General features: G+C 71.0%; 21 protein-coding genes. 17 read left to right on the top strand and 4 right to left on the bottom strand.

Going from position 1 to position 26,613, the window contains the following annotated elements:
• The first annotated feature begins 154 nt into the window (after positions 1-154).
• The 8 genes from CP976_RS30775 (at position 155) to mutM (ending at position 8,581) form a co-directional block, all read left to right on the top strand.
• Positions 155-3,406: a helicase-related protein gene (locus CP976_RS30775; protein ID WP_150483238.1), complete on the top strand. Its 3,252-nt coding sequence runs from the start codon at positions 155-157 to the stop codon at positions 3,404-3,406.
• A 75-nt stretch (positions 3,407-3,481) separates the two neighbouring features.
• Positions 3,482-4,102: a 16S rRNA (guanine(966)-N(2))-methyltransferase RsmD gene (rsmD, locus tag CP976_RS30780; protein ID WP_268250156.1), complete on the top strand. Its 621-nt coding sequence runs from the start codon at positions 3,482-3,484 to the stop codon at positions 4,100-4,102.
• A gap of 26 nt (positions 4,103-4,128) precedes the next feature.
• Complete coding sequence (gene coaD, locus CP976_RS30785; protein ID WP_086840401.1) at positions 4,129-4,608, top strand: pantetheine-phosphate adenylyltransferase; 480 nt, start codon at positions 4,129-4,131, stop codon at positions 4,606-4,608.
• Positions 4,609-4,729: 121 nt separating this feature from the next.
• Complete coding sequence (locus tag CP976_RS30790; RefSeq protein WP_150483240.1) at positions 4,730-5,797, top strand: ATP synthase F0 subunit B; 1,068 nt, start codon at positions 4,730-4,732, stop codon at positions 5,795-5,797.
• 129 nt (positions 5,798-5,926) lie between these two features.
• Positions 5,927-6,571, top strand: coding sequence for a YceD family protein (locus CP976_RS30795; RefSeq protein WP_150483241.1), 645 nt, complete (start codon positions 5,927-5,929; stop codon positions 6,569-6,571).
• Between the two features lie 2 nt (positions 6,572-6,573).
• A complete protein-coding gene (gene rpmF, locus CP976_RS30800; RefSeq protein WP_003951102.1) occupies positions 6,574-6,747 on the top strand; it encodes a 50S ribosomal protein L32 in 174 nt (57 codons plus the stop codon).
• Between the two features lie 19 nt (positions 6,748-6,766).
• Positions 6,767-7,603, top strand: coding sequence for a ribonuclease III (gene rnc, locus CP976_RS30805; RefSeq protein ID WP_373304907.1), 837 nt, complete (start codon positions 6,767-6,769; stop codon positions 7,601-7,603).
• Positions 7,604-7,720: 117 nt separating this feature from the next.
• Positions 7,721-8,581, top strand: coding sequence for a bifunctional DNA-formamidopyrimidine glycosylase/DNA-(apurinic or apyrimidinic site) lyase (gene mutM / locus CP976_RS30810; RefSeq protein ID WP_150483242.1), 861 nt, complete (start codon positions 7,721-7,723; stop codon positions 8,579-8,581).
• Here mutM and CP976_RS30815 read toward each other — a convergent pair.
• Positions 8,571-8,969 carry a winged helix-turn-helix transcriptional regulator gene (locus CP976_RS30815; protein WP_150483243.1) on the bottom strand — a complete coding sequence of 133 codons (399 nt, stop codon included), beginning with the start codon at positions 8,967-8,969 and terminating at the stop codon, positions 8,571-8,573. The two genes, mutM and CP976_RS30815, sit on opposite strands and share 11 nt — an antisense overlap.
• A 66-nt stretch (positions 8,970-9,035) precedes the next feature.
• Positions 9,036-10,163, bottom strand: coding sequence for a CAP domain-containing protein (locus CP976_RS30820; protein WP_150483244.1), 1,128 nt, complete (start codon positions 10,161-10,163; stop codon positions 9,036-9,038).
• A 162-nt stretch (positions 10,164-10,325) separates the two neighbouring features.
• On the opposite strand from CP976_RS30820, the gene CP976_RS30825 reads away from it, so the two are divergent.
• The 4 genes from CP976_RS30825 to CP976_RS30840 all read left to right on the top strand — a co-directional run bounded on the left by CP976_RS30825 (position 10,326) and on the right by CP976_RS30840 (position 16,622).
• Positions 10,326-10,607 carry an acylphosphatase gene (locus tag CP976_RS30825; protein WP_059421923.1) on the top strand — a complete coding sequence of 94 codons (282 nt, stop codon included), beginning with the start codon at positions 10,326-10,328 and terminating at the stop codon, positions 10,605-10,607.
• 380 nt (positions 10,608-10,987) lie between these two features.
• Complete coding sequence (locus CP976_RS30830; protein WP_150483245.1) at positions 10,988-11,191, top strand: hypothetical protein; 204 nt, start codon at positions 10,988-10,990, stop codon at positions 11,189-11,191.
• A gap of 211 nt (positions 11,192-11,402) precedes the next feature.
• The gene (gene smc, locus CP976_RS30835) at positions 11,403-14,981 is read left to right on the top strand and encodes a chromosome segregation protein SMC (RefSeq protein ID WP_150483246.1); all 3,579 of its coding nucleotides are present in this window, start codon (positions 11,403-11,405) and stop codon (positions 14,979-14,981) included.
• Positions 14,982-15,203: 222 nt separating this feature from the next.
• Complete coding sequence (locus CP976_RS30840) at positions 15,204-16,622, top strand: sugar porter family MFS transporter (RefSeq protein ID WP_086840421.1); 1,419 nt, start codon at positions 15,204-15,206, stop codon at positions 16,620-16,622.
• Positions 16,623-17,067: 445 nt separating this feature from the next.
• On the opposite strand, the gene CP976_RS30850 is transcribed toward CP976_RS30840, so the two are convergent.
• A complete protein-coding gene (locus CP976_RS30850) occupies positions 17,068-18,039 on the bottom strand; it encodes an LLM class flavin-dependent oxidoreductase (protein WP_150483247.1) in 972 nt (323 codons plus the stop codon).
• Between the two features lie 150 nt (positions 18,040-18,189).
• On the opposite strand from CP976_RS30850, the gene ftsY reads away from it, so the two are divergent.
• Positions 18,190-19,389, top strand: a complete 1,200-nt coding sequence (gene ftsY / locus CP976_RS30855; protein ID WP_150483248.1) for a signal recognition particle-docking protein FtsY — start codon at positions 18,190-18,192, stop codon at positions 19,387-19,389.
• Between the two features lie 116 nt (positions 19,390-19,505).
• Here the strand turns inward: ftsY and CP976_RS30860 are convergent, their stop codons facing one another.
• Positions 19,506-20,171: a bifunctional DNA primase/polymerase gene (locus CP976_RS30860; RefSeq protein WP_150483249.1), complete on the bottom strand. Its 666-nt coding sequence runs from the start codon at positions 20,169-20,171 to the stop codon at positions 19,506-19,508.
• Positions 20,172-20,616: 445 nt separating this feature from the next.
• On the opposite strand from CP976_RS30860, the gene nsdA reads away from it, so the two are divergent.
• The 4 genes from nsdA to CP976_RS30880 all read left to right on the top strand — a co-directional run bounded on the left by nsdA (position 20,617) and on the right by CP976_RS30880 (position 26,609).
• Entirely contained in the window at positions 20,617-22,116 is a 1,500-nt protein-coding gene (gene nsdA, locus CP976_RS30865; RefSeq protein ID WP_150483250.1) for a transcriptional repressor NsdA, read from the top strand.
• Positions 22,117-22,454: 338 nt separating this feature from the next.
• Positions 22,455-23,798: an ammonium transporter gene (locus CP976_RS30870; RefSeq protein ID WP_150483251.1), complete on the top strand. Its 1,344-nt coding sequence runs from the start codon at positions 22,455-22,457 to the stop codon at positions 23,796-23,798.
• The gene (locus CP976_RS30875; protein WP_003993253.1) at positions 23,795-24,133 is read left to right on the top strand and encodes a P-II family nitrogen regulator; all 339 of its coding nucleotides are present in this window, start codon (positions 23,795-23,797) and stop codon (positions 24,131-24,133) included. Before CP976_RS30870 ends, CP976_RS30875 begins: the two co-directional genes overlap by 4 nt.
• 28 nt (positions 24,134-24,161) lie before the next feature.
• Positions 24,162-26,609: a [protein-PII] uridylyltransferase gene (locus CP976_RS30880; RefSeq protein WP_150483252.1), complete on the top strand. Its 2,448-nt coding sequence runs from the start codon at positions 24,162-24,164 to the stop codon at positions 26,607-26,609.
• The last annotated feature ends 4 nt before the right edge of the window (positions 26,610-26,613 follow it).

Raw genomic sequence — 26,613 nt, forward strand, 5'->3', positions numbered from 1 at the left:
GGGGTCGGGCGGTCCCGGTGGGGCGGTGACCGCGAAAGAGGGCCGGGAGCGCGTCATCCTAAGGCCCGAACCAGCCGCCTGACCAGGGATTTCCGGGACGTATACGGCGACCTGCGCCACGGCCTCTACGGCATTGTCAGTGGCGTGGTGTGCAATGGATCTCGTGCCCGCACTTCACGAACCGCTGCGACAACCACTGAAGTCGGTGCTCGGCCCCGCCACCGCGAAGGTGATGGCCGAGCACCTCGGCCTGCTCACCGTCGGCGATCTCCTCCACCACTACCCGCGCAGATACGAGGAGCGCGGCCAGCTCACGCACCTCGCCGACCTCCCCATGGACGAGCACGTCACGGTGGTCGCCCAGGTCGCCGACGCCCGCCTGCACACCTTCGCCTCCGCCAGGGCCCCGCGCGGCAAGGGCCAGCGCCTGGAGGTCACGATCACGGACGGCAGCGGCCGCCTCCAACTGGTCTTCTTCGGCAACGGCGTTCACAAGCCCCACAAGGAGCTCCTGCCGGGCACCCGCGCGATGTTCGCGGGCAAGGTCTCCGTCTTCAACCGCCGCCTCCAACTGGCCCACCCGGCCTACGAGTTGCTGCGGGGCGATCCTGAGGAGTCCGTCGAGACATGGGCCGGCGCCCTGATCCCGATCTACCCGGCCACCGCCAAGCTGGAGTCCTGGAAGATCGGCAAGGCGCTCCAGACGGTCCTGCCCACCGCCCAGGAGGCCGTCGACCCGCTGCCGGAATCCCTGCGCCGGGGCCGCGGTCTGGTCCCCCTCCCCGAGGCCCTCCTGAAGATCCACCGCCCGCACACCAAGGCGGACATCGAGGACGCCCGCGCCCGCCTCAAATGGGACGAGGCCTTCGTCCTCCAGGTCGCCCTGGCCCGCCGCCGCCACGCGGACGCCCAGCTCCCGGCGGTCCCCCGCAAACCCAGCCCCGACGGCCTCCTCACGGCCTTCGACGCCCGCCTCCCGTTCACCCTCACCGAGGGCCAGCAGCGTGTCTCCCGGGAGATCTTCGAGGATTTGGCGACCGAGCATCCGATGCACCGCCTGCTCCAGGGAGAGGTCGGATCGGGCAAGGCCCAGCCGCTCGACTCGCTGGTGCTCACACCCATGGGCTTCCGCCCCATGGGGGATCTGCGGGTGGGCGACGAGGTGGTGGTGCCGGACGGGGACATCGCGCTGATCGACGGCGTCTTTCCTCAGGGAGAGCGCGATGTGTGGCGCTTGGTCCTGTCCGACGGGAGTTCCGTCGAGTGCGACGACGAGCATCTCTGGATCGTCGGCACGAGCTGCGGTTGGCACCGTGGTCAGGCTCCCAAGATCATGACGACCCGGGAGATCCGTCTCGACACGTTCAAGGCCAACGGGTCGTCGAAGTGGTACATCCCGCCGGCAAAGCCGGTCGATCTCGGCGGCGACGCCGGGCTGCCCCTCGACCCGTACCTGATCGGACTGCTGCTGGGGGACGGTTCGTTCCAGCACAATCTCCGTCTTTCCACCATCGACGACGAGATCCGTGACGCGGTAGCGGCGGCAGTAGCGCCCGAATGCCGACTGGTACCGGTGAAGGGATCGCACGGTGACTACACGATCCAGCTCAAGCAGCGTGCCGGGGGAGTGCGCAACCCGGTGATCCAGGTCCTGCGCGAGTTGGGCCTCTGGGGAACGACGTCCCACGACAAGTTCGTCCCCCGGGATTTCAAGAACGCTCCGATCAAGGACCGTCTCGCGGTGTTGCAGGGGCTTCTGGACACGGACGGCACTGTCCACGCCGACGGCATGAACATCTCCCTCTGCTCGGCTTCGCGCCGACTCGCGGAGGACGTCGCATGGCTCGTACGTTCTCTGGGCGGCCGGGCGCGAGTGCTGCCGAAGAAAGCCGCGTACAACGTGCAGGTGTCCCTGCCGGACGCTTACGCCCCGTTCCGGCTCACCCGCAAAGCAGCACGCGTGAGTCCGAGGCCGAAGTACAACACGTTCCGACGCGGCATCCGGGCGGTCGAGTACGTGGGGCGGAAGCCCGTCCAGTGCATCAGCGTCGCCCACCCGAGCCATGCATACGTCACCGACAACTTCACCGTCACCCACAACACCATGGTCGCCCTGCGCGCCATGCTCGCCGTGGTCGACGCCGGCGGCCAGGCCGCCATGCTCGCGCCCACCGAAGTGCTCGCCCAGCAGCACCACCGGTCGATCGTCGAGATGATGGGCGAACTGGCCGAGGGCGGCATGCTGGGCGGGTCCGAGCAGGGCACCAAGGTGGTGCTGCTCACCGGATCCATGGGCGCGGCCGCCCGCCGCCAGGCCCTGCTCGACCTCACGACCGGCGAGGCCGGCATCGTCATCGGCACGCACGCGCTGATCGAGGACAAGGTGCAGTTCCACGATCTGGGCCTGGTCGTGGTCGACGAACAGCACCGCTTCGGCGTCGAGCAGCGCGACGCCCTGCGCGGCAAGGGCAAGCAGCCCCCGCACCTCCTGGTCATGACGGCCACGCCGATTCCGCGCACGGTCGCCATGACGGTCTTCGGCGACCTGGAGACCTCCGTCCTCGACCAGCTCCCGGCCGGCCGCTCGCCGATCGCCAGCCATGTCGTCCCGGCCGCCGACAAGCCGCACTTCCTGTCCCGCGCCTGGGAACGGGTCCGCGAGGAAGCGGGCAACGGCCATCAGGCGTACGTGGTCTGCCCCCGCATCGGCGACGAGGAGGACGACCCGAAGAAGACCGGCAAGAAGAAGTCCCCGGAGGCCGCGGCGTCCCCCGAGGACGCCGCCGAGAAGCGCCCGCCCCTCGCCGTCCTCGACGTCGCCGAACAGCTCTCCAAGGGCCCCCTGAAGGGCCTCCGCGTCGAGGTGCTGCACGGCCGTATGCACCCCGACGACAAGGACGCGGTCATGCGCCGCTTCGCCGCCGGCGACACGGACGTCCTGGTCGCCACCACGGTCATCGAGGTCGGCGTCAACGTCCCCAACGCCACGGTCATGGTGATCATGGACGCCGACCGCTTCGGCGTCTCCCAACTCCACCAGCTGCGCGGCCGCGTCGGCCGTGGCTCGGCCCCCGGCCTGTGCCTCCTGGTCAGCGAGATGCCCGAGGCGAGCCCCGCCCGCCAGCGCCTGAACGCGGTCGCCTCCACGCTCGACGGCTTCGAACTCTCCCGCATCGACCTGGAACAACGCCGGGAGGGCGACGTCCTCGGCCAGGCCCAGTCGGGCGCCCGCACCAGCCTGCGGATGCTCGCGGTCATCGAGGACGAGGAGATCATCGCCGAGGCCCGGGAGGAGGCGGCGGCTGTCGTGGCGAAGGACCCGGAGCTGACCAGCCTCCCGGCGCTGCGGACGGCGTTGGACGCCCTTCTGGACGAGGAGAGGGAGCAATATCTGGAAAAGGGGTGAGTGAAGCCGACCCGAGGGGCGCGGGGCTGTAGTCCATATGCGGCTACCGCCGCGCGGGCACGACCAGCCACACTGATACGTGAAGCCGCCCACAACCAAGGATCGAAGATGACCCGCGTGATCGCCGGCACAGCCGGCGGACGTCGCCTGGCCGTACCCCCAGGCACCGGTACCCGCCCCACCTCCGACCGCGCACGCGAAGGTCTCTTCTCCACCTGGCAGTCCCTCCTCGGCGGCCCCCTGGAAGGCGAACGCGTCCTCGACCTCTACGCGGGATCAGGAGCCGTGGGCCTGGAGGCCCTCTCCCGGGGCGCGGGCCACGCCCTCCTCGTCGAGGCCGACGCGCGAGCGGCCCGCACGGTCCGCGACAACGTGAAGTCCCTCGGACTCCCCGGCGCCGAGGTCAGATCAGGCAAAGCGGAACAGATCATCCGCACGACACCCCCCGGCGACCCGTACGACCTCGTCTTCCTCGACCCGCCGTACGCCGTCACGGACGACGATCTTCGCGAGATCCTGCTCACACTCCGCTCGGAAGGCTGGCTCGCCGAAGAAGCCCTCGTCACCGTGGAGCGCAGCACCAGAGGCGGTGCATTCCGATGGCCCGAGGGTTTCGAAGCCCTCCGGGCCCGTCGGTACGGCGAGGGAACGTTTTGGTACGGTCGCGCCGCCTCTACGTGCGAAGACGCACGATGACCGGACCGGAGAGCGAGGGATCACAAGTGCGCCGCGCCGTATGTCCCGGGTCGTTCGACCCGATCACCAACGGACACCTCGACATCATCTCCCGCGCCTCCAGGCTGTACGACGAGGTCTACGTCGCGGTGATGATCAACCAGTCGAAGAAGGGCCTGTTCGAGATCGACGAACGGATCGACCTGATCCGCCGGGTCACCGCCGAGTACGGCAACGTCCGCGTCGAGGCCTTCCACGGCCTGCTCGTCGACTTCTGCAAGCAGCGCGAGATCCCCGCCATCGTCAAGGGTCTGCGCGCGGTCAGCGACTTCGACTACGAGCTCCAGATGGCCCAGATGAACAACGGCCTCTCGGGCGTGGAGACCCTCTTCATACCCACCAACCCCACCTACAGCTTCCTGTCGTCCTCCCTGGTCAAGGAGGTCGCGACCTGGGGCGGGGACGTCTCCCACCTGGTCCCCGCGGAGGTCCTCCAGGTCCTCGGCGAGCGCCTGCGGAAGGACTGAACACGCCCCGGGCGCCCCACGGGACCCTGACGCCCCGTCACCCGGTGTTCCCCGGGGACCCCGTGGCCGTACAGTCGTCCCGTCCGTCTCCAACGCATCTGTAGAGAGTGGCGAGCACACGGTGGACGTGCAGAAGAAGCTCGACGAGATCGTCGCCGCGGTCTCCGGCGCCCGGTCCATGCCCATGTCGGCCTCGTGCGTGGTCAACCGCGCCGAACTGCTCTCCATGCTGGAAGAGGTGCGCGCGGCGCTGCCCGGCTCCCTCGCCCAGGCGCAGGAGCTGATCGGCGACCGCGAGCAGATGGTCGAACAGGCCCGCCAGGAGGCCGAGCGGATCATCCAGAGCGCGCACGCCGAGCGCGGCTCCCTGATCTCCGACACCGAGGTCGCCCGCCGTTCCCAGGCCGAGGCCGACCGGATCCTCGCCGAGGCCCGCCGGGAGGCCGAGGAGATCCGCGCCGAGGCCGACGACTACGTCGACTCCAAGCTCGCCAACTTCGAGGTCGTCCTCACCAAGACCCTGGGCTCGGTCGGCCGCGGCCGCGAGAAGCTCCTCGGCACCGGCCCCGGCACCGACGAGCAGGGCTACGAGGACGAGGACGCTCCCGAGCGCAGCCACGACCCGGAGACCCAGCGCCGCAGCGCCGACGAGTACGTCGACGTCAAGCTCGGCGCCTTCGAGGCGGTCCTCGCCAAGACCCTGGAGGCCGTCGGCCGCGGCCGGCAGAAGCTGCACGGCCGGATCGCCACCGACGACCTCGGCGCCCTCGCCGACGACACCGGCACCGTCCAGCACACCAGCGACGCCGACTACCTCGCCGGCCTGGCCGCCCTCCCGGAGGAGAAGCCCCCGGCCGAGCAGCCCGCCCAGCAGCAGGACTACGGACAGCCTCAGCCTGCCTACGCCTACCAACAGCAGCCCGACCCCTACGGCGGCTACCCGCAGCAGCAGGCGTACGCCGCCCAGCAGGACCCGTACGGCTACCAGCAGGCCGATCCCTACGCCTACCAGGGCTACGACCCGCAGCAGGCCGCGTACGACCCGAACCAGGCCCAGCAGGCCCAGCAGGGGCAGCAGAGCTCCCAGAACGACCAGGGATACGCCCTGGACGAGACCAGCCTCTTCGACACCGGCATGATCAGCGCCGAGCAGCTCCGGGCCTACGAGCAGGGCCGCGGCAACGGCTGAGCACCGGATTGGGCCGACAGGCAAAGGTCCAGTATCCTGGCTGTTCGGTCGCGCGTACGTCCGCGATCAACGCTGCCCGGGAACACCGAAGGGCGGCGTCCCCCTCAGCTCGGCAGATCGAAAGCAGGAATGGCTCTGAACGCCCGCCTCGACCACCGCAACCCCCTCGTGTTCGACACGCACGAGCTGGGTCGGCGGCCCGGTGCGCTTCAGCGTCTGACCCGCACGGTCGACGCTCCCAAGGACTTCGGCCTCAAGGAAGTCATCGGAGTGCCGGAAGGCGCCCCGGTGGAGCTCCAACTCCGTCTGGAGTCGGTCATGGAAGGGGTGCTCGTCACAGGCACCGCCCGTGCCGCCGCCGAGGGGGAGTGCGTAAGGTGTCTGGAGCCGCTTCAGCTCGACGTCGAAGCGGAGTTCCAGGAGATGTTCTCGTACCCTGACGCCGACGACCGGGGCCGCGTGATCGCGGAACCGGGCGACGACGCCGAGGACGACGAGGACAGGCTCTTCCTCGAGGACGGCCTGTTCGACCTCGAGCCAGTGCTGCGTGATGCGGTGGTGCTCGCACTGCCGATGCAGCCGGTGTGCCAGGAAGACTGCCCTGGTCTGTGTGCCGAGTGCGGCGCACGGCTGGCGGACGACCCGGACCACCACCATGACGCCGTCGACATCCGTTGGGCGGCATTGCAGGGACTCGCCGACACCATGTCGGACGGCGAGAAGGACGAGATGAGCGGCGCCGAACCGGGCGTCGACGAGAAGCAGGAGAAGTAGCCGTGGCTGTTCCGAAGCGGAAGATGTCGCGCAGCAACACGCGCCACCGCCGGTCGCAGTGGAAGGCTGCGGTCCCCACCCTGGTTGCGTGCGAGCGCTGCCACGAGCCCAAGCAGCAGCACATCGCGTGCCCCTCGTGCGGCACTTACAACAAGCGCCAGGTCCTCGAGGTCTGAGCGGCTGGTGAGAGGCACTGTGTCCACGCCTAAGAACAAGTCTTCCCGCGTGAGCGGGAGCGCAACGGCGGACAACCAGGCCTCGTCCCACACGCTTCTGGAAGGGCGGCTCGGCTACAAGGTCGAGTCCGCCCTTCTGGTGCGAGCACTGACCCACCGGTCGTACGCATACGAGAACGGCGGTCTGCCGACCAACGAGCGTCTGGAGTTCCTCGGGGACTCCGTGCTCGGCCTGGTCGTCACGGACACGCTGTACCGCACCCACCCCGACCTGCCTGAAGGCCAGCTGGCCAAACTGCGGGCCGCGGTGGTGAACTCGCGTGCGCTTGCGGAGGTGGGGCGCGGGCTCGACCTGGGCTCCTTCATCCGGCTCGGCCGGGGTGAAGAGGGCACGGGCGGCCGGGACAAGGCGTCCATCCTCGCCGACACCCTCGAAGCGGTGATCGGCGCGGTCTACCTCGACCAAGGGCTGGACTCGGCGGCGGAGCTGGTGCACCGCCTGTTCGACCCGCTGATCGAGAAATCCTCGAACCTCGGAGCCGGCCTGGACTGGAAGACCAGTCTCCAGGAGCTCACCGCGACCGAAGGGCTCGGCGTGCCCGAGTACCTGGTCACGGAGACCGGCCCCGACCACGAGAAAACCTTCACTGCTGCCGCCCGCGTCGGAGGCGTCTCGTACGGCACCGGCACCGGCCGCAGCAAGAAGGAGGCGGAGCAGCAGGCCGCCGAGTCCGCCTGGCGGTCCATCCGGGCCGCGGCGGACGAGCGCGCCAAGGCGGCCAAGGCCGCCGAGGCGACGCAGACGGCGGCGGCTCAGGCCGCCCACACGGCCGTCGACGGCAGCGTCGACGGCTGACAGCCGCCGCCCCCCCGGCACCCCAGCCGGGCGGTGGCACAGCACAGCGCACCCGAGCGCCCGCCCCTGCCCGGGGCGGGCGCTCGGGTCATCCGCAGGTACGTGACGGGGGACCCCATGCCCGAGTTGCCCGAGGTCGAGGTCGTACGGCGCGGTCTGGAGCGGTGGGTCGCCCACCGGACCGTCGCCGAGGCCGAGGTGCTGCACCCGCGTGCGGTGCGCCGCCACCTCGCGGGCGCCGACGACTTCGCGCACCGCCTGAAGGGCCACCGCATCGGCGTCCCGAGCCGCCGCGGCAAGTACCTGTGGCTGCCCCTGGAGGACACGGACCAGTCGATCCTGGCCCACCTCGGCATGAGCGGACAGCTGCTGGTCCAGCCGCAGACGGCCCCGGACGAGAAACACCTGCGCATCCGCGTCCGCTTCACCGACGCCCTGGACACCGAGCTCCGCTTCGTCGACCAGCGCACCTTCGGCGGTCTGTCACTGCACGACAACACCCCCGACGGCCTGCCCGACGTCATCGCCCACATCGCCCGCGACCCGCTCGACCCGCTCTTCGACGACGAGGCCTTCCACCGGGCGCTGCGCCGCAAGCGGTCCACGATCAAGCGGGCCCTGCTCGACCAGTCGCTGATCAGCGGCGTCGGCAACATCTACGCGGACGAGGCCCTGTGGCGCGCCCGCATCCACTACGAGCGCCCGACCGCGACCTTCACGCGCCCGCGCACCCTGCTGCTCCTCGGCCATGTGCGGGACGTCATGAACGCGGCCCTCGCGGTGGGCGGCACCAGCTTCGACAGCCTGTACGTCAACGTCAACGGCGAGTCGGGCTACTTCGACCGGTCCCTCGACGCGTACGGCCGCGAGGGCCTGCCCTGCCGGCGCTGCGGCACCCCGATGCGCCGACGGCCCTGGATGAACCGGTCGAGCTACTACTGCCCGAAGTGCCAGCGGCCCCCGCGGATCAGGCCCTAGCCGCGTCGTACCGCTCCCGCGCGGCCAGTACGTCGTCCATGCTGCCCTCCACGAAGTGGATCAGGGCGAGCAGCCGCTCGGCCACGCCGTGTCCCAGCGGTGTCAGTTCGTAGTCCACGCGGGGCGGGTTGGTCGGCTGTGCCTCGCGGTGCACCAGGCCGTCGCGCTCCAGCGCGTGCAGCGTCTGGGACAGCATCTTCTCGCTGACGCCGTCGACGCGGCGACGCAGCTCGTTGAAGCGGAGCGAGCCCTCGTACAGGGCGCCCAGCGTCAGTGCGCCCCAGCGGCCCGTGACGTGCTCCAGCGTGCCGCGCGAGGGGCAGACTCTGGCGAACACGTTGTACGGGAGGTCGCCCAGCCCCGCCGTGAGCTCCTGGGTGGTGGTCATATGCCCAGCCTACGCCAGCGCAGCGCTGACCAACAGGTTGCGCTAACTTTTGGTTAGTGCGAGAGCCTAGTAGCCGAAGTTCTGGGTCCACCACGGGCCACCCGACCCGAGCTCGACACCCACGCCCAGCGTCTTGAAGTCGCAGTTCAGGATGTTGGCGCGGTGGCCGGGGCTGTTCATCCAGGCGTCCATCACGGCCGCGGCGTCGGCCTGGCCACGGGCTATGTTCTCCCCGCCGAGGTTGGATATCCCGGCCTTCTCGGCCCGGTCCCACGGCGTCCTGCCGTCCGGGTCGGTGTGGTCGAAGAACCCCCGGGCGGCCATGTCCTCGCTGTAGTTCTGCGCCAGCTCGGTCAGCGCGCTGTTCGCGGCGACCGGGCTGCAGCCCACCTGTGCCCGCTCCTCGTTCACGAGCTTGAGCACCTGGGCCGCGGCGGCGGACTCCTCGGAGAGGGCGGCGGGCGCGCTGGGCTTCTGCGGCGCCTTCGTGGCCGTACGGGAGGGGGTGTTGTCCGGCTTCTCGCGGGGGGTGACCGCCGGCTTCTTCTTCTCCGGGGTCTTTTCCGGGGTCTTCTCCGGGGTCTTCTCCGGCGTCTTCGTCGGCGCGGCCGACGACTTCGAGGCGGACGGCGACGGCGACAGGGAGCGCTCGGCGTCCCGGCTCGTGGGCGCGCCGTCCCGGCCGTCGGCGCTGCCGGTGGTGCCGCCCTGCTCGGTCGGGGTGTTCGTCGGTGTGTCCCCGGCCTGCACCTTGTCGGCGCCGCCGTTGTCCCCGCCGAGCTTGTAGTTCTCGAGGCCGGGCACCGCGCCCGTGGCGACCGCGACCGTGCCGAGGGCGACCGCCGCGGACACACCGAGCAGCCCGGTGCGCATCGGCCGCGCGGCCTTCTTCCGGCGGCGGTGCGAGCCCGGGCGCCGGGCGCCGCCGTCGGGCGTGAAGCCGCCGTCGGCGAAGCCGGCCGTCTCGGCGGTCCGGGCGTCATGGCCGCCACCCCGCTCGGAGGCGCCCGTGGCGAACAGGTAAGCCTCGCTCTTCGCGTAGGTGTCGGCGTACGCCTCGGGGTTCAGGTAGGGCGCGATGCCCATCGTCGGGCCGTCTCCCGCGGTGGGGTGCAGCGGGTCGTGGCCCTCCGCGAAGCCGTCGGCGCGACCCGTGGCGGCGCGGCCGGCGGCGGAGCGTCGGTGGCGTCCCATGTCCTGGCCTTCCTCGTCCTGGCGGTCGACTCGTCCTCGAGATCAACACCAAACTCACGCGATCGTGTGAGTTTCATATGAGATTCGTTGGGTGGGGACGGTACCGCATGGCGCAAGTGGAGGAAGTGCCCGGAGGGAAGATCGGGCGGTTAGGTTGCGGTCATGAGCGAGGATGTGCGACTGGTCGCCTGGGTGCGTGGACGCGTCCAAGGTGTGGGTTTCCGCTGGTTCACACGGGCCAAGGCCCTGGAGATCGGCGGCCTGAGTGGTTTTGCTCTCAATTTGGGCGACGGACGCGTCCAAGTGGTCGCGGAGGGCGCGCGAGAGGGCTGTGAAGGCCTGCTGGAGTGGCTCCGGAGTGACGACACGCCCGGCCGCGTGGACGGCGTCACCGAGATCTGGGACACACCGCGTGGCGGCTACGAAGGCTTCGCCATCCGCTGATCCCACACCGTCGGCGGCCCTGGGGGCCGCCCGCGGACCGGTCGCCGAAGGCCGCCCAGGACGGAAACTTGCTGGTGATTGCAAGAATCACTTGCCTTGGCCAACCGCACACGCAAGGATGATCGTCACGCCCCGAGGGCCCCGCAGAAGCCGCAGCACCGCCGTTCCAGGCCGTGTGCGCCCGGGTCGTCCGCCAATACGGGGCGTGATCGTGTTGACCGTCAAACTTTTTGGTGAGACGCTGAAAGCACCCCGCGCACCTAGCTGTTTGGCATGGCTGAACGGCAGTACAACTCCAGGCCCTGCCAAGCATCGCGGGTGCGAATCCCTCACGACCCACACCGCATCGGTCGGTCACGCATTGTGGAGGACCATCCATCATGGCAAAGGCGCTTCTCGGTTACGTCGGCGGCTCCGACCCTCGACTCCTCGCCGAGATGCGACGGCTCCAGCAGCGCGTCCAGGACCTGGAATCCGAGCTCGTACGGATCCAGACTGAGAACGAGGCGCTGACGGCTGCCGCTTCTCACGACAGGATCATGGAGAGCGTTGACGCACACCAGGCGGAGCCTGCGCTCACCTGATCACTGCACCGCTCCACAACAGCACCGCAGTGGTTGGGCCCGCCCGTCATAACCGCTGAGTTGTCAGAAGTGCAAGGGACGCCGTAGGCGTCCCTTCTTTCTTGCCCCCGCATCCTTTCACCGTCTTTAACGTCTGGTCTGCCCTGTGCGTTCAGTGGCGAAACCGTGGGTTCATGGAGTGAGACGAACCCGAACGGTAGAGTCCGGCGGCGTGCACCTCAAGGCCCTGACCCTCCGCGGGTTCAAGTCGTTCGCCTCGGCGACCACACTCCGGTTCGAGCCGGGAATCACGTGCGTCGTCGGACCGAACGGCTCGGGCAAGTCCAACGTCGTCGACGCGCTCAGCTGGGTCATGGGCGAGCAGGGAGCCAAGTCGCTGCGCGGCGGCAAGATGGAGGACGTCATCTTCGCCGGCACCACCGGCCGCCCGCCGCTGGGCCGCGCCGAGGTGTCCCTGACCATCGACAACTCCGACGGGGCCCTGCCCATCGAGTACGCCGAGGTCACCATCACGCGGATCATGTTCCGCAACGGCGGCAGCGAGTACCAGATCAACGGCGACACCTGCCGCCTCCTCGACATCCAGGAACTGCTCTCCGACTCCGGCATCGGCCGCGAGATGCACGTCATCGTCGGACAGGGCCAGCTCGACTCCGTGCTGCACGCCGACCCGATGGGCCGCCGCGCCTTCATCGAGGAGGCCGCCGGCGTCCTCAAGCACCGCAAGCGCAAAGAGAAGGCGCTGCGCAAGCTGGACGCGATGCAGGCCAACCTCGCGCGCGTGCAGGACCTCACCGACGAACTCAGACGGCAGCTCAAGCCCCTCGGCCGCCAGGCCGCTGTCGCGCGCCGGGCCGCCGTCATCCAGGCCGACCTGCGCGACGCCCGGCTGCGCCTGCTGGCCGACGACCTCGTACGGCTCCGGGAAGCCCTCAAGGCAGAGGTCGCCGACGAGGCCGCGCTGAAGGAACGCAAGGAGGCCGCCGAGCAGGAGCTGCGCAAGGCGCTCCAGCGGGAGGCGCTCCTGGAGGACGAGGTACGGCAGCTCACGCCGCGCCTCCAGCGCGCCCAGCAGACCTGGTACGAGCTCTCCCAGCTCGCCGAGCGGGTGCGCGGCACGATCTCGCTGGCCGACGCCCGCGTGAAGAGCGCCACCTCCGCGCCCCCCGAGGAACGGCGCGGCCGCGACCCGGAGGACATGGAGCGCGAGGCCGCCCGCATCCGCGAGCAGGAGGCCGAGCTGGAGGCGGCCCTGGAGGCGGCCGAACGTGCCCTGGAGGACACGGTCGCCCACCGCGCCGAGCTGGAACGCGCCCTGACCCAGGAGGAACGGCGCCTCAGGGACGCCGCCCGCGCCATCGCCGACCGGCGCGAGGGACTGGCCCGGCTCAGCGGCCAGGTCAACGCCGCCCGCTCCCGCGCCGCCTCCGCCCAGGCCGAGATCGAACGCCTGGCCGCCGCCCGCGACGAGGCGCAGGAACGTGCCGTCGCCGCGCAGGAGGAGTACGAGGCACTCAAGGCCGAGGTCGACGGCCTCGACGCCTCAGACGCTGAACTCGCCGAGCAGCACGAGGCCGCGAAGCAGCAGCTCGCCGAGGCCGAGGCCGCCCTCACGGCAGCCCGCGAGGCGACCACGGCGGCGGAACGCGGCCGCGCCGCGACCCAGGCCCGCCATGAGGCCCTGGCGCTCGGGCTGCGCCGCAAGGACGGCACCGGGATACTGCTCGCGGCGAAGGACCGTCTCTCCGGCATCCTCGGCCCGGCGGCGGAACTCCTGACGGTGACCCCGGGGCACGAAGTCGCCCTCGCGGCTGCCTTCGGAGCCGCGGCGGACGCGATCGCGGTGACCAGTCCGTCCTCGGCAGCAGACGCGATCAGACTCCTGCGTAAACAGGACGGAGGCCGGGCGACTCTGCTCCTGGCAGGAGACGCTCACCCTGGGGGCGCGGGGAACGGCGCGACCGGCCATGACGATCCCGCAGACGCACGACACCCCTTCGCCGCCGACCTGGTCCGCGGCCCCGCCGACCTCATGCCTGCCGTCCGGCGGCTGCTCCACGGCATCGTCGTCGTCAGCACCCTCGAAGACGCCGAAGACCTCGTCTACGCCCACCCCGATCTCACCGCCGTCACGACCGAAGGCGACCTCCTCGGCGCCCACTTCGCCCACGGCGGCTCCGCAGGCGCCCCCAGCCTCCTCGAAGTACAGGCGTCCGTCGACGAGGCCGCCGCCGAGCTGGAAGAGCTGGCCGTGCGCTGCGAGGAGCTGGCCGAGGTCCAGCATGAGGCCGTCGAACGGCGCAAGGAGTGCGCGGCGCTCGTCGAGGAGCTGGGGGAGCGGCGCCGGGCCGCCGACCGGGAGAAGTCCGCCGTCGCCCAGCAGCTCGGCCGGCTGGCCGGGCAGGCCCGGGGAGCCGCGGGGGAGGCCGAGCGGTCCGCCGCCGCCGCGGCCCGGGCACAGGAGGCCCTCGACCGGGCACTCGCGGAGGTCGAGGAACTCGCCGAGCGGCTCGCCGTCGCCGAGGAGATGCCGATCGAGGAGGAGCCCGATACCTCCGTACGGGACCGGCTCGCCGCCGACGGGGCCAACGCCCGCCAGACGGAGATGGAGGCCCGCCTCCAGGTCCGTACGCACGAGGAACGGGTGAAGGGTCTGGCCGGGCGGGCCGACTCCCTGGACCGGGCCGCCCGCGCGGAGCGCGAGGCACGCGCGCGTGCCGAGCAGCGGCGGGCCCGGCTGCGCCACGAGGCGGCCGTCGCCGAGGCCGTCGGCTCGGGTGCCCGGCAGCTGCTCGCCCACGTCGAGGTCTCCCTCGCCCGCGCGGACGAGGAACGCACCGCCGCCGAGGCCGCCAAGGCCCGCCGTGAACAGGAACTCGCCCGCGCCCGCACCGAGGGGCGCGATCTCAAGGCCGAACTCGACAAGTTGACGGATTCGGTCCACCGCGGCGAGGTACTCGGCGCCGAGAAGCGGCTGCGGATCGAGCAGCTGGAGACCAAGGCGCTGGAGGAGCTGGGTGTCGAACCGGCGGGGCTGGTGGCGGAGTACGGACCGCACCAGCTCGTGCCGCCCTCGCCCCCCGCCGAGGGCGAGGAGCTGCCGGAGGATCCGGAGCACCCGCGCAACCGGCCCAGGCCGTTCGTCCGGGCCGAGCAGGAGAAGCGCCTGAAGGCCGCCGAGCGTGCCTACCAGCAGCTCGGCAAGGTGAACCCGCTCGCCCTGGAGGAGTTCGCGGCGCTGGAGGAACGCCACCAGTTCCTCAGCGAGCAGCTCGAGGACCTCAAGAAGACGCGGGCGGATCTCCTTCAGGTGGTGAAGGAGGTCGACGAGCGCGTCGAGCAGGTCTTCACGGAGGCCTACCGGGACACGGCCCGGGAGTTCGAGGGCGTCTTCAGCCGGCTGTTCCCGGGTGGTGAGGGGCGGCTGATCCTGACCGACCCCGACAACATGCTCACCACGGGCGTGGACGTCGAGGCCCGGCCGCCGGGCAAGAAGGTCAAGCGGCTGTCGCTGCTCTCCGGCGGGGAGCGGTCGCTGACCGCCGTGGCACTGCTCGTGTCGATCTTCAAGGCCCGGCCCAGCCCGTTCTACGTCATGGACGAGGTCGAGGCCGCACTCGACGACACCAACCTCCAGCGGCTCATCCGGATCATGCAGGAGCTCCAGAAAGCCTCCCAGCTGATCGTGATCACCCACCAGAAGCGCACGATGGAGGTCGCCGACGCGCTCTACGGCGTCTCCATGCAGGGCGACGGTGTGTCAAAGGTCATCAGCCAGCGCCTCCGCTAGATGAGTGTGCTTTACACCGGTCTCACCTGCGGCTCTCGGTGACTTCAATACTTGAACACATCACCGACACACTCCTGCTCCAGATTCACAGCTACTGACCTATTGACTTCGAAACTTGAAGGCATAGTCTCGGCAACGTTCCTTTTACCTTCAGGTACCTTCAGGTGGCACCTCGAAGGCTGATTCGCTCCGGCAGCGTTGCCGGTGGCCCGAGGAGTACACGTGACCAGCACAGCGCAGGCATCCAGGTCAGGAGCCAGGACGGCTCATCCCGATCATCTCGGGCACGTCATCTTCATCGCGGCGGCGGCCGCGATGGGCGGTTTCCTCTTCGGCTACGACAGTTCCGTGATCAACGGCGCCGTCGAGGCCATCCGCGACCGCTACGACGTCGGCTCCGCAGCCCTGGCCCAGGTCATCGCCATCGCCCTCATCGGCTGCGCCATAGGCGCCGCGACCGCCGGCCGTATCGCCGACCGCATCGGCCGCATCCGGTGCATGCAGATCGCCGCCGTCCTCTTCACCGTCAGCGCCGTCGGCTCCGCGCTGCCGTTCGCGCTGTGGGACCTCGCCTTCTGGCGCGTCGTCGGCGGCTTCGCCATCGGCATGGCCTCCGTGATCGGCCCGGCCTACATCGCCGAAGTCGCCCCGCCCGCCTACCGCGGCCGGCTCGGCTCCTTCCAGCAGGCCGCGATCGTCATCGGCATCGCCGTGTCGCAGCTGGTCAACTGGGGTGTACTGAACGCCGCCGACGGCGACCAGCGCGGCAAGCTGATGGGCCTGGAGGCCTGGCAGGTCATGCTCGGCGTCATGGTCGTCCCGGCCGTCCTCTACGGGCTGCTCTCCTTCGTCATCCCCGAGTCCCCGCGCTTCCTCATCTCCGTCGGCAAGCACGAGCGCGCCCGGGAGATCCTCACCGAGGTCGAGGGCAAGGACGTCGACCTGGACGCCCGTGTCACCGAGATCGAGCACGCCATGAAGAGCGAGCACAAGTCCAGCTTCAAGGACCTGCTCGGCGGCAGCTTCTTCTTCAAGCCGATCGTCTGGATCGGCATCGGCCTGTCGGTCTTCCAGCAGTTCGTCGGCATCAACGTCGCGTTCTACTACTCCTCGACGCTGTGGCAGTCGGTCGGCGTCGACCCGACGGACTCGTTCTTCTACTCCTTCACCACGTCGATCATCAACATCGTCGGCACCGTGATCGCGATGATCTTCGTCGACCGCGTCGGCCGCAAGCCGCTGGCCCTCATTGGCTCGGTCGGCATGGTGATCGGTCTCGCGCTGGAGGCCTGGGCGTTCTCCTACGACCTGGTCGACGGCCAGCTGCCCGCCACTCAGGGCTGGGTCGCCCTGATCGCCGCGCACATGTTCGTGCTCTTCTTCGCCCTGAGCTGGGGTGTGGTGGTCTGGGTCTTCCTCGGCGAGATGTTCCCGAACCGGCTCCGCGCCGCCGCCCTGGGCGTGGCCGCCGCCGCGCAGTGGATCGCCAACTGGGCCATCACCGCGAGCTTCCCGTCGCTGGCCGACTGGAACCTGTCCGCGACCTACGTGATCTACACCGCGTTCGCCGCGCTCTCCATCCCGTTCGTTCTGAAGTTCGTCAAGGAGACGAAGGGCAAGGCGCTGGAGGAGATGGGCTGAGCCCGTCCCGCACACTCGGGGAGAAGGGCCAAAGTCCCCGCTGCCCCTCTCCCCGTAACCCGCCGTCGCCCCGGTTCGGCCACTGCCCGAGCCGGGGCGGCGGTCTGCTGTCTCACCGGATCGGAAGTCGGCGCCGCTTTCCAGGACGCGCAGGGCCGTCACCTCGACGGTGCGCAGCCGTGACTCCAGCTGGTCCGGCGCTCCGTGATACGCGCGGGCGCTCGGTGGTGCGATCAGATCGAGGTTCGCCCGCAGCAGTGCCACCTTCCGCAGGAAATCCGGCACCTCCGGGGCCTCGACGAGCAGATACAACCGGCCGAGTCGTCGCCCCCCTCGGGGGCGTCCAGGACCGCCACTCGCCGTCCGCGTCCCGCACGAACACATCCACCGCCAAGCGCGCAGTGCATCACCGGGGGCGCAGACGTTCCACCGGATATCGGGAGGGTCAGCCCGCCAGCTCCGGCATCACCCGCTCCGCGAACAGTTGCAGACTCCGCCACCCCTCCTCCACCGGCATCCCGCCCGCCAGCGGATGCAGGACGAAGGAGTCCAGCCCCAGCCCCGCACACTGCTCCGGCGTGAGGATCCGGTACACGCCCTCCGCGCGCAGGTCCTCGACCGTCGTCGCCGTCGATTTCACCGCCGAGCGCACGCCGCCCGACTGCCAGGAGGCGTACGTCCGCGCCTCGTGCAGGAAGTGCTCCCCGTACTGTGCCCAGGCCCGGTCCGGATCCTCGGCCACGTGCAGCAGCGGTGTCTCGGCGGCGGGCATCATCACCCAGCCCTCGGTGCCGTACTCGACGAGCCGTTCCTTGTAGTACGCCTCCAGCTCCGGCAGGTGCGCGCTGGGGAAGAAGGGCAGGCCGAGCCGGGCGGCCCGGCGGGCGGCGGCCTGGGAGGAGCCGCCGACCAGGAGCAGCGGGTGGGGCTCGGTGCACGGGCGCGGGGTGATGCGGACCGTGCGGCCCCGGTAGGCGAAGGGCTCGCCCGTCCAGGCCGCGAGCAGCGTCTCCAGCAGCTCGTCCTGGAGCCGCCCGCGCCGGGCGAAGTCCACACCGAACAGGTCGTACTCCTCGGGCCGGTACCCGATCCCGGCGACCGTCACCAGCCGGCCGCCGCTCAGCAGATCCAGTACGGCGATCTCCTCGGCGAGCCGCAGCGGGTCGTGCAGCGGGCCGATGACCGCCGAGACGGTGACGGCGACACGCCGGGTCGCGCCGAAGACCGCCCCCGCGAAGGCGAACGGCGACGGCAGCCAGTTGTTGTCGGCCCCGTGGTGCTCCTCCGTCTGCACGGTGGTCACGCCCCGGTCGTCGGCGTACGAGGCCATCTCCAGGGCCGCCCGGTAACGGGCGCCGAGCTCGGCGGGACAGGCCCCGGGAGCTACGAGGTTGAAGCGTACGACCGAGACGGGCATGGGACGTCTCCCTTCACCGGGCGGGTGTCCGGAGGACGTTAGCTGACGGCGCGTCAGACATCCAGAGGTGTGGAGATCCGGCGGCCCCTGTCCCGGGAGGGCGGTGCGAGCAGCGTGACCCGGGGCCCCATGACTGATACTGGACGCGTTATGGACATCGTCATCCTTGCTGTAGTCATCGCCGTGGTCGTGCTCGGCGCGCTCGGCGGGCTCATCGTCGGCAGCCGGCGCAAGAAGCAGCTGCCCCCGCCCCCGCCCGCAGCGCCCGACATCACCGCCCCACCGGCCGAGCCGCACGTCGGCGACGAGGCCGAGACGCCGCGGGAGGAACCGCGGCGCACGATAGAGGAGGTGGATCTCCCGGACGGCTCGGCTCCGGTCGTCGTCGAGGAGCCGCCCACCGAGGCTCCCGAGATCGAGGTACCGGAGCCCACCGCCGGCCGCCTGGTCCGGCTGCGGGCCCGGCTCTCCCGCTCCCAGAACGCTCTCGGCCAGGGCCTGCTGACCCTGCTGTCGCGCGAGCACCTCGACGAGGACACCTGGGAGGAGATCGAGGACACCCTGCTCACCGCCGACGTCGGCGTGCAGCCCACCCAGGAACTGGTCGAGCGCCTGCGCGAGCGGGTGAAGGTCCTGGGCACCCGCACCCCCGAGGAACTGCGCACCCTGCTGCGTGAGGAAATGATCACGCTGGTCGGCCGCGACATGGACCGCACGGTCAAGACCGAGCCGGAGGACCGCAAGCCGGGCATCGTGCTGGTCGTCGGCGTCAACGGCACCGGCAAGACCACCACCACCGGCAAGCTCGCCCGTGTCCTGGTGGCCGACGGCCAGAGCGTCGTCCTCGGCGCCGCCGACACCTTCCGGGCCGCCGCCGCCGACCAGCTCCAGACCTGGGGCGAGCGCGTCGGCGCCTACACCGTGCGCGGACCGGAGGGCGGCGACCCGGCCTCCGTCGCCTTCGACGCGGTCAAGGAGGGCAAGGAGATGGGCGCGAACGTCGTGCTCATCGACACCGCCGGCCGCCTGCACACCAAGACCGGCCTGATGGACGAGCTCGGCAAGGTCAAGCGGGTCGTGGAGAAGCAGGCCCCCGTGGACGAGGTGCTGCTCGTGCTCGACGCCACCACCGGCCAGAACGGCCTGGTCCAGGCCCGGGTCTTCGCCGAGGTCGTCGACATCACCGGCATCGTCCTCACCAAGCTGGACGGCACGGCCAAGGGCGGCATCGTGGTCGCGGTCCAGCGTGAGCTGGGCGTCCCGGTCAAGCTGGTCGGGCTCGGCGAGGGCGCGGACGACCTGGCGCCGTTCGAGCCGGAGGCGTTCGTTGACGCCCTTATCGGAGAATGAGCTGCGGACAGCATCGGAGCGTGGGCTCCTGACGTCCGTATACAGCAGGGAAGCGCCCGCCCCCGAGGTGCAGTCGGGGTCGGGCGCTTCGCTGTGTAGGGCGCTGCGCTGGGAACTTAGGCCCGTGACCGGTGCGCCACATACGCCAGCGTGCCCAGGACCAGGCGGGCCTCCGGTGGCCTGGATGCCGAATCCAGGGCGGGGGAGCGCAGCCAGCGCACCGGGCCGAGACCGCCGTGGTCCGAGGGCGGTGCCGTGATGTGCGCGCCGGGGCCGAGGCCGCGCAGGTCGAGGGCGGCCGGGTCGTCCCAGCCCATGCGGTAGAGGAGGCCGGGCAGGTCGGCGGCGGCGCCGGGGGCGACGAAGAACTGGGCGCGGCCGTCCGGGGTCACCGCGACGGGGCCGACGGGCAGGCCCATGCGCTCCAGCCGGGCCAGAGCGCGGCAGCCGGCGGGTTCCGCCACCTCGATGACGTCGAACGCCCGGCCGACCGGCAGCATCACCGAGGCGCCGGGGAACTCGCCCCAGGTCTCGGTCACCTCGTCCAGCGTCGCCCCGGCGGGGATCACCGGCGCGAAGTCCAGCGGATGCGCGCCCGGCGCCGGGCAGTCACGGCGGCCGCAGGAGCAGACGCCCGCCGCGGCCCGGGCGCCCGGCACCACGTCCCAGCCCCACAGGCCGGTGTACTCGGCCACGGCGGTGCCGTCCGACGAGCGGCCGCGGCGGCGTGAGCCGGACCGGATGTCGCGCATGCCCCGGCTGATGCCGATCGTGAAGCCCATGCCCCCTCCAACGGGTCCGACCCAGCGCTAGTTACGCAGCGGACGCGAGACGTGACTCTCTGTTTCCGGCTTCCCGGCGGCGAACGGTTCACTCGGCGCCCGGAAGTGCCCAGGGTGGTGCGCTGGGCGACGCGCGCCCCCGAGTACATCGCTGCACCCGCTCCTGGGTGTCCTGTGTCAAGTGAATCGCGGTGACGCGTGGGGGAGTTCATTCGTTGGGGTGGCGAATGGTGGCGTTTCCGTGTGAGCCGTGGCTGGACGGGTGATCGTAGGATTACTTTGTGTGCACGAGTCCTGGGGGCACATGCACTCGTGGGTATGCCGGAGGCAAGTCGGTATTCCGTTCGAAGGGTGACAAGGGCCGGACGGACGGCCGTACGAACCGGCATGCTGATAGGCCTTGGCGCACTCGGCGACAAGTGGTCTCAGGGATGGGGGCGTTCCAGTGAGCGGCAACGGCGGAAGCGGGGCGAACGCTGAAAACGCGACGCACACTGACAAGCGCCCGAACGAGCTGCTCACCTCCTGGTTCGTACGCAGTGGCTGGTCCAAGGGCGAGCTGGCCCGCCAGGTCAACCGCAGGGCACGCCAGCTCGGCGCCAACCACATCTCCACGGACACCTCGCGCGTGCGCCGCTGGCTCGACGGCGAGAACCCCCGCGAGCCGATCCCCAGGATCCTGTCCGAGCTGTTCTCGGAGCGCTTCGGCGTCGTCGTCTCCGTCGAGGACCTGGGGCTGCGCACCGCGCGCCAGTCCCCCTCCGCGACCGGCGTCGACCTGCCCTGGACGGGCCCGCAGACCGTGGCCCTGCTCAGCGAGTTCTCGCGCAGCGACCTGATGCTGGCGCGGCGCGGCTTCCTCGGGAGCTCGCTGGTCCTGTCTGCGGGCCCGGCCCTCATCGAGCCCATGCAGCGCTGGCTCGTCCCCTCGCCCCCGGCTCCGCGCTCGGAGCCCGAGCCCGAGGCCGGCCCCTCCGGGCGGGCTCGCGGCCGGCTCTCCGCGCCGGAGCTGGACCTGCTGGAGTCCACGACCGTGATGTTCCGGCAGTGGGACGCCCAGTGCGGCGGCGGCCTGCGCCGCAAGGCGGTCGTCGGCCAGCTGCACGAGGTGACGGACCTGCTCCAGGAGCCCCAGCCCGAGGCCACGACCCGGCGCCTGTTCAAGGTCGCCGCCGAGCTCGCCGAGCTGGCCGGCTGGATGTCGTACGACATCGGGCTCCAGCCGACCGCGCAGAAGTACTTCGTCCTCGCGCTGCACGCGGCGAAGGAGGCCGGCGACCGGCCCCTCGGTTCGTACGTGCTGTCCAGCATGAGCCGGCAGATGATCCACCTCGGCCGGCCCGACGACGCGCTGGAGCTGATCCACCTCGCGCAGTACGGCAGCCGGGACTGCGCGAGCCCGCGCACCCAGTCGATGCTGTATGCGATGGAGGCCCGCGCCTACGCCAACATGGGCCAGCCCGGCAAGTGCAAGCGGGCGGTCCGGATGGCCGAGGACACCTTCGCCGAGGCCGACGAGTGGGACGAGCCCGACCCCGACTGGATCCGCTTCTTCTCCGAGGCCGAGCTGTACGGGGAGAACTCGCACTCGTACCGCGACCTGGCCTATGTCGCCGGCCGCAGCCCGACGTACGCCTCGCTGGCCGAGCCCCTGATGAAGCGGGCCGTGGAGCTCTTCGCCGAGGACGGCGAGCACCAGCGGTCGTACGCGCTGAACCTGATCGGCATGGCCACGGTGAACCTCCTCCAGCGCGAGCCCGAGCAGTGCACGCTCTTCGCCTCCCAGGCCATGCAGGTCGCCAAGAAGGTCCGCTCCGAGCGGGTCAACACTCGTATCCGAAAGACGGTCGACACGGCCGCGCGCGACTTCGGTGACCTCGGCGAGGTCGTCGACCTCACCGAGCGGCTGGCCGCCGAGTTGCCCGAGACGGCAGAGGCGGTCTGAGCCCGGCTCTCCGGGCATCTGCCCGCCCCCTGAACCCCGGCCGCGGCCGGCCCTCCCGAACTGCCCGACTCGGCTCCCCCATGCCAGGTCATCGGAAGGCCGACCGCGGCCGGACCCGCTTCCGCGCGGAAGATTGCGTCACGATAACGATCGACGCGCCGACAATCCGGCAGTTCATCGAGGCGTAACACAGAGAGCGCCTTCGTCACGGCGGCGAAACAACGAGGGGCTTCCACCGAAACCGCGCTGCGCCAATCTCGTGGCGCATAACCGGCCCACCCCTCATTCCGCTCAAGGCTTCGCCCGCACGGGGCCGTACCAACGACGAGGAGACGCCGATGGCACCAGCCATCACCCTTGCCGCAGAAGCACCCAAGCTGTCTGCCGCCAACACAGGGTTCATGCTCATCTGTTCCGCCCTGGTGATGCTCATGACCCCGGGCCTGGCCTTCTTCTACGGAGGCATGGTCCGCGTCAAGAGCACCCTGAACATGCTGATGATGAGCTTCATCAGCCTCGGGATCGTCACCATCCTGTGGGTGCTGTACGGCTTCTCGATGGCGTTCGGCACCGACTCCGGCAGCCTCATCGGCTGGAACTCCGACTGGGTCGGCCTCGGCAACATCGGCCTGACCGAGCTGTGGCCCGGCTACACCATCCCGGTGTTCGTGTTCCTGGTCTTCCAGCTGATGTTCGCGATCATCACACCCGCCCTGATCAGCGGTGCCCTCGCCGACCGCGTGAAGTTCAGCGCGTGGGCGCTGTTCGTCGCCCTGTGGGCCACGGTCGTCTACTTCCCGGTCGCGCACTGGGTCTGGGGCACCGGCGGCTGGGCCTTCGAGCTGGGTGTCATCGACTTCGCCGGTGGTACGGCGGTCCACATCAACGCCGGTGCCGCCGCGCTCGGCGTGATCCTGGTCATCGGCAAGCGCGTCGGCTTCAAGAGGGACCCGATGCGCCCGCACAGCCTGCCGCTGGTCATGCTCGGCGCCGGTCTGCTGTGGTTCGGCTGGTTCGGCTTCAACGCCGGCTCGTGGCTCGGCAACGACGACGGTGTCGGCGCGCTGATGTTCGTCAACACGCAGGTCGCCACCGCCGCCGCCATGCTGGCCTGGCTCGCCTACGAGAAGATCCGCCACGGCGCGTTCACCACGCTGGGCGCCGCCTCCGGCGCGGTCGCGGGCCTGGTCGCCATCACCCCGGCCGGCGGCGCGGTCACCCCGCTCGGCGCGATCGCCGTCGGCGTCATCGCCGGTGTCCTGTGCGCCATGGCCGTCGGCCTGAAGTACAAGTTCGGCTACGACGACTCTCTCGACGTCGTCGGTGTCCACCTGGTCGGCGGTGTCGTCGGCTCCCTGCTGATCGGCTTCTTCGCCAGCGGCAAGGGCCAGTCCGAGGTCGAGGGCCTCTTCTACGGCGGCGGCCTGACCCAGTTCTGGAAGCAGTGCGCCGGTGTCTTCGCGGTGCTCGCCTACTCGCTGATCGTCTCCGCGCTCCTCGCCTTCATCCTCGACAAGACCATGGGTATGCGGGTCACCGAGGACGATGAGGTCGCCGGCATCGACCAGGCCGAGCACGCCGAGACCGCATACGACTTCAGCGGCGCCGGTGGCGGTGCCGCCAAGACCGCCGCCGTCGCGGCCGCCGTGGCCGGAGCCGAGAGCAAGAAGGTGGACGCATGAAGCTCATCACCGCCGTCGTGAAGCCGCACCGGCTCGACGAGATCAAGGAAGCCCTCCAGGCCTTCGGCGTGCACGGCCTGACGGTCACCGAGGCCAGCGGCTACGGTCGGCAGCGGGGCCACACCGAGGTCTACCGCGGTGCCGAGTACACCGTCGACCTGGTCCCGAAGATCCGCATCGAGGTCCTCGTCGAGGACGACGACGCCGAGCAGCTGATCGACGTCGTGGTCAAGGCGGCCCGCACCGGCAAGATCGGTGACGGCAAGGTCTGGTCCATCCCGGTCGACACGGCCGTACGGGTCCGGACCGGCGAGCGCGGCCCCGACGCGCTCTGAGGCAGGCAAACAGAACAGGAGTCGCTGGGTGACGGGTACGGACGTGCAGAAGGAAGCAGAGGACTCGGGACCCAGCGGCTACGCGGCGGCCCGGCTGCGTCTCCTCAACGAGGAGGCGCGGTCCGGGCCGCCGCGCCGTGCGGCCCTGGCCGAACTGACCGACGACTGGCTCACCGGCCTGTTCGCCGCGGGCGCGGAAGGGCTGCGCGGGGTCTCCCTGGTCGCCGTCGGCGGCTACGGACGCGGCGAACTCTCCCCGCGCAGCGACCTCGACCTGCTCCTGCTGCACGACGGCAGCGACCCCAAGGCGGTCGCCGCCCTGGCCGACCGGCTCTGGTACCCCGTGTGGGACCTGGGCCTGGCCCTCGACCACTCCGTCCGCACGCCCGCCGAGGCCCGCAAGACCTCCGGCGAGGACCTCAAGGTGCAGCTCGGCCTGCTGGACGCCCGGCACCTCGCCGGTGACCTCGGCCTCACGGCCGGGCTGCGTACGGCCGTGCTGGCCGACTGGCGCAACCAGGCGCCCAAACGCCTCCCCGAACTCCAGGAGCTGTGCGCGGAACGCGCCGAGCGCCAGGGCGAGTTGCAGTACCTCCTGGAACCCGATCTGAAGGAGGCCCGCGGCGGGCTGCGCGACGCCACCGCCCTGCGCGCCGTCGCCGCCTCCTGGCTCGCCGACGCCCCGCGCGAGGGCCTCGCCGACGCCCGGCGCCGGCTCCTCGACGTACGGGACGCACTGCACCTGGCCACCGGGAGGGCGACCGACCGCCTCGCCCTCCAGGAGCAGGACCAGGTGGCCGCCGAGCTCGGTCTGCTCGACGCGGACACGCTGCTGCGGCAGGTGTACGAGGCGGCGCGGCTGGTCTCGTACGCCAGTGACGTCACCTGGCGCGAGGTGGGGCGCGTGCTGCGATCGCGCGCCGTGCGGCCCAGGCTGCGCGCCATGCTGGGCGGCGGGAAACCGACCGCCGAGCGTTCTCCGCTGGCCGAAGGCGTCGTGGAGCAGGACGGCGAGGTGGTGCTCGCCCGTGCCGCACGCCCCGAGCGCGACCCCGTACTGCCGCTGCGCGCCGCGGCCGCCGCCGCTCAGGCCGGACTCCCGCTCTCCCTGCACGCCGTACGGCGCATGGCGGCCACCGTGCGCCCGCTGCCCACGCCCTGGCCCGCCGAGGCACGCGAGCAGCTCGTCACCCTCCTCGGCTCCGGCCGCCCGACCATCGAGGTCTGGGAGGCGCTGGAGGCCGAGGGGCTGATCACGCGGCTGCTGCCCGACTGGGAGCGGGTGCGCTGCCGCCCGCAGCGCAACGCCGTGCACATCTGGACCGTCGACCGGCATCTCATCGAGACCGCCGTGCGCGCCTCCGAGTTCACCCGCCGCGTCAGCCGCCCCGACCTGCTCCTGGTCGCCGCGCTGCTGCACGACATCGGCAAGGGCTGGCCAGGCGACCACTCGGTGGCCGGCGAGATCATCGCCAAGGACGTGGCCGCCCGCATCGGCTTCGACCGCCACGACGTGGCCGTCGTCGCCACCCTCGTACGCCACCACCTGCTGCTCGTCGAGACCGCCACCCGGCGTGACCTGGAGGACCCGGCCACCGTGCGCTCGGTCGCCGAGGCCGTCGGCTCCCAGGGCACCCTGGAACTGCTGCACGCGCTCACCGAGGCCGACGCCCTGGCCACCGGCCCGGCCGCCTGGTCGTCCTGGCGGGGTTCGCTCGTCGCCGACCTGGTCGAGCGGGTCTCGGCGGTGCTCGCCGGGGACGTCCCGGCCGACCCCGAGGATGCCGCGCCGACCGCCGAGCAGGAGCGGCTCGCCATCGAGGCGGTCGCGACGGGCAGCCCGGTCCTCTCCCTGCGCGCGCAGACCGAGCCGCCCGCCGGGCAGGAGCCCTCCGGCGACCCCGAGCCGCTCGGCGTGGAACTGCTCATCGCCGTGCCCGAGCAGCCGGGTGTGCTGCCCGCGGTGGCGGGTGTCCTCGCCATGCACCGGCTGACCGTGCGAACGGCGGAGCTGCGGTCCCTGACCCTCCCGGACGGTGTCGACGGCACCGTCCTGCTGCTGGACTGGCGGGTCGCCGCCGAGTACGGCTCCCTGCCGCAGGCCGCCCGCCTGCGCGCCGACCTCGTGCGGGCGCTGGACGGCTCCCTGGACATCGCCGGCCGCCTCGCCGAACGGGACGCGGCCTACCCGCGCCGCCGGGGCGTGGTGGCCCCGCCGCCCCGGGTGTCGGTCCACCCGGCCGCCTCCCGGCTGGCCACCGTCATCGAGGTCCGCTCCCAGGACGCCCCGGGCCTGCTGTTCCGCATCGGCCGCGCCCTGGACGACGCGAGCGTGCAGATGCGCAGTGCGCACGTCTCGACGCTCGGCGCCAACGCCGTGGACGCCTTCTACGTCACCGGCCCCGAGGGCGCGCCGCTGCCCGGCGACGAGGCCGAGTCGGTGGCCCGGAAGCTGGAGGAGACCCTGCGTGGGTGAGGGC

It is taken from the genome of Streptomyces coeruleorubidus, assembly GCF_008705135.1.
Taxonomy (GTDB): domain Bacteria; phylum Actinomycetota; class Actinomycetes; order Streptomycetales; family Streptomycetaceae; genus Streptomyces; species Streptomyces coeruleofuscus.

Coding starts and splice junctions, on each gene's coding strand:
- CP976_RS30775 (WP_150483238.1), top strand. CDS start 155: ATGGATCTCGTGCCCGCACTTCACGAACCGCTGCGACAACCACTGAAG.
- CP976_RS30795 (WP_150483241.1), top strand. CDS start 5,927: ATGGCTCTGAACGCCCGCCTCGACCACCGCAACCCCCTCGTGTTCGAC.
- mutM (WP_150483242.1), top strand. CDS start 7,721: ATGCCCGAGTTGCCCGAGGTCGAGGTCGTACGGCGCGGTCTGGAGCGG.
- CP976_RS30815 (WP_150483243.1), bottom strand. CDS start 8,969: ATGACCACCACCCAGGAGCTCACGGCGGGGCTGGGCGACCTCCCGTAC.
- CP976_RS30820 (WP_150483244.1), bottom strand. CDS start 10,163: ATGGGACGCCACCGACGCTCCGCCGCCGGCCGCGCCGCCACGGGTCGC.
- CP976_RS30825 (WP_059421923.1), top strand. CDS start 10,326: ATGAGCGAGGATGTGCGACTGGTCGCCTGGGTGCGTGGACGCGTCCAA.
- CP976_RS30830 (WP_150483245.1), top strand. CDS start 10,988: ATGGCAAAGGCGCTTCTCGGTTACGTCGGCGGCTCCGACCCTCGACTC.
- CP976_RS30850 (WP_150483247.1), bottom strand. CDS start 18,039: ATGCCCGTCTCGGTCGTACGCTTCAACCTCGTAGCTCCCGGGGCCTGT.
- ftsY (WP_150483248.1), top strand. CDS start 18,190: ATGGACATCGTCATCCTTGCTGTAGTCATCGCCGTGGTCGTGCTCGGC.
- CP976_RS30860 (WP_150483249.1), bottom strand. CDS start 20,171: ATGGGCTTCACGATCGGCATCAGCCGGGGCATGCGCGACATCCGGTCC.
- CP976_RS30870 (WP_150483251.1), top strand. CDS start 22,455: ATGGCACCAGCCATCACCCTTGCCGCAGAAGCACCCAAGCTGTCTGCC.
- CP976_RS30875 (WP_003993253.1), top strand. CDS start 23,795: ATGAAGCTCATCACCGCCGTCGTGAAGCCGCACCGGCTCGACGAGATC.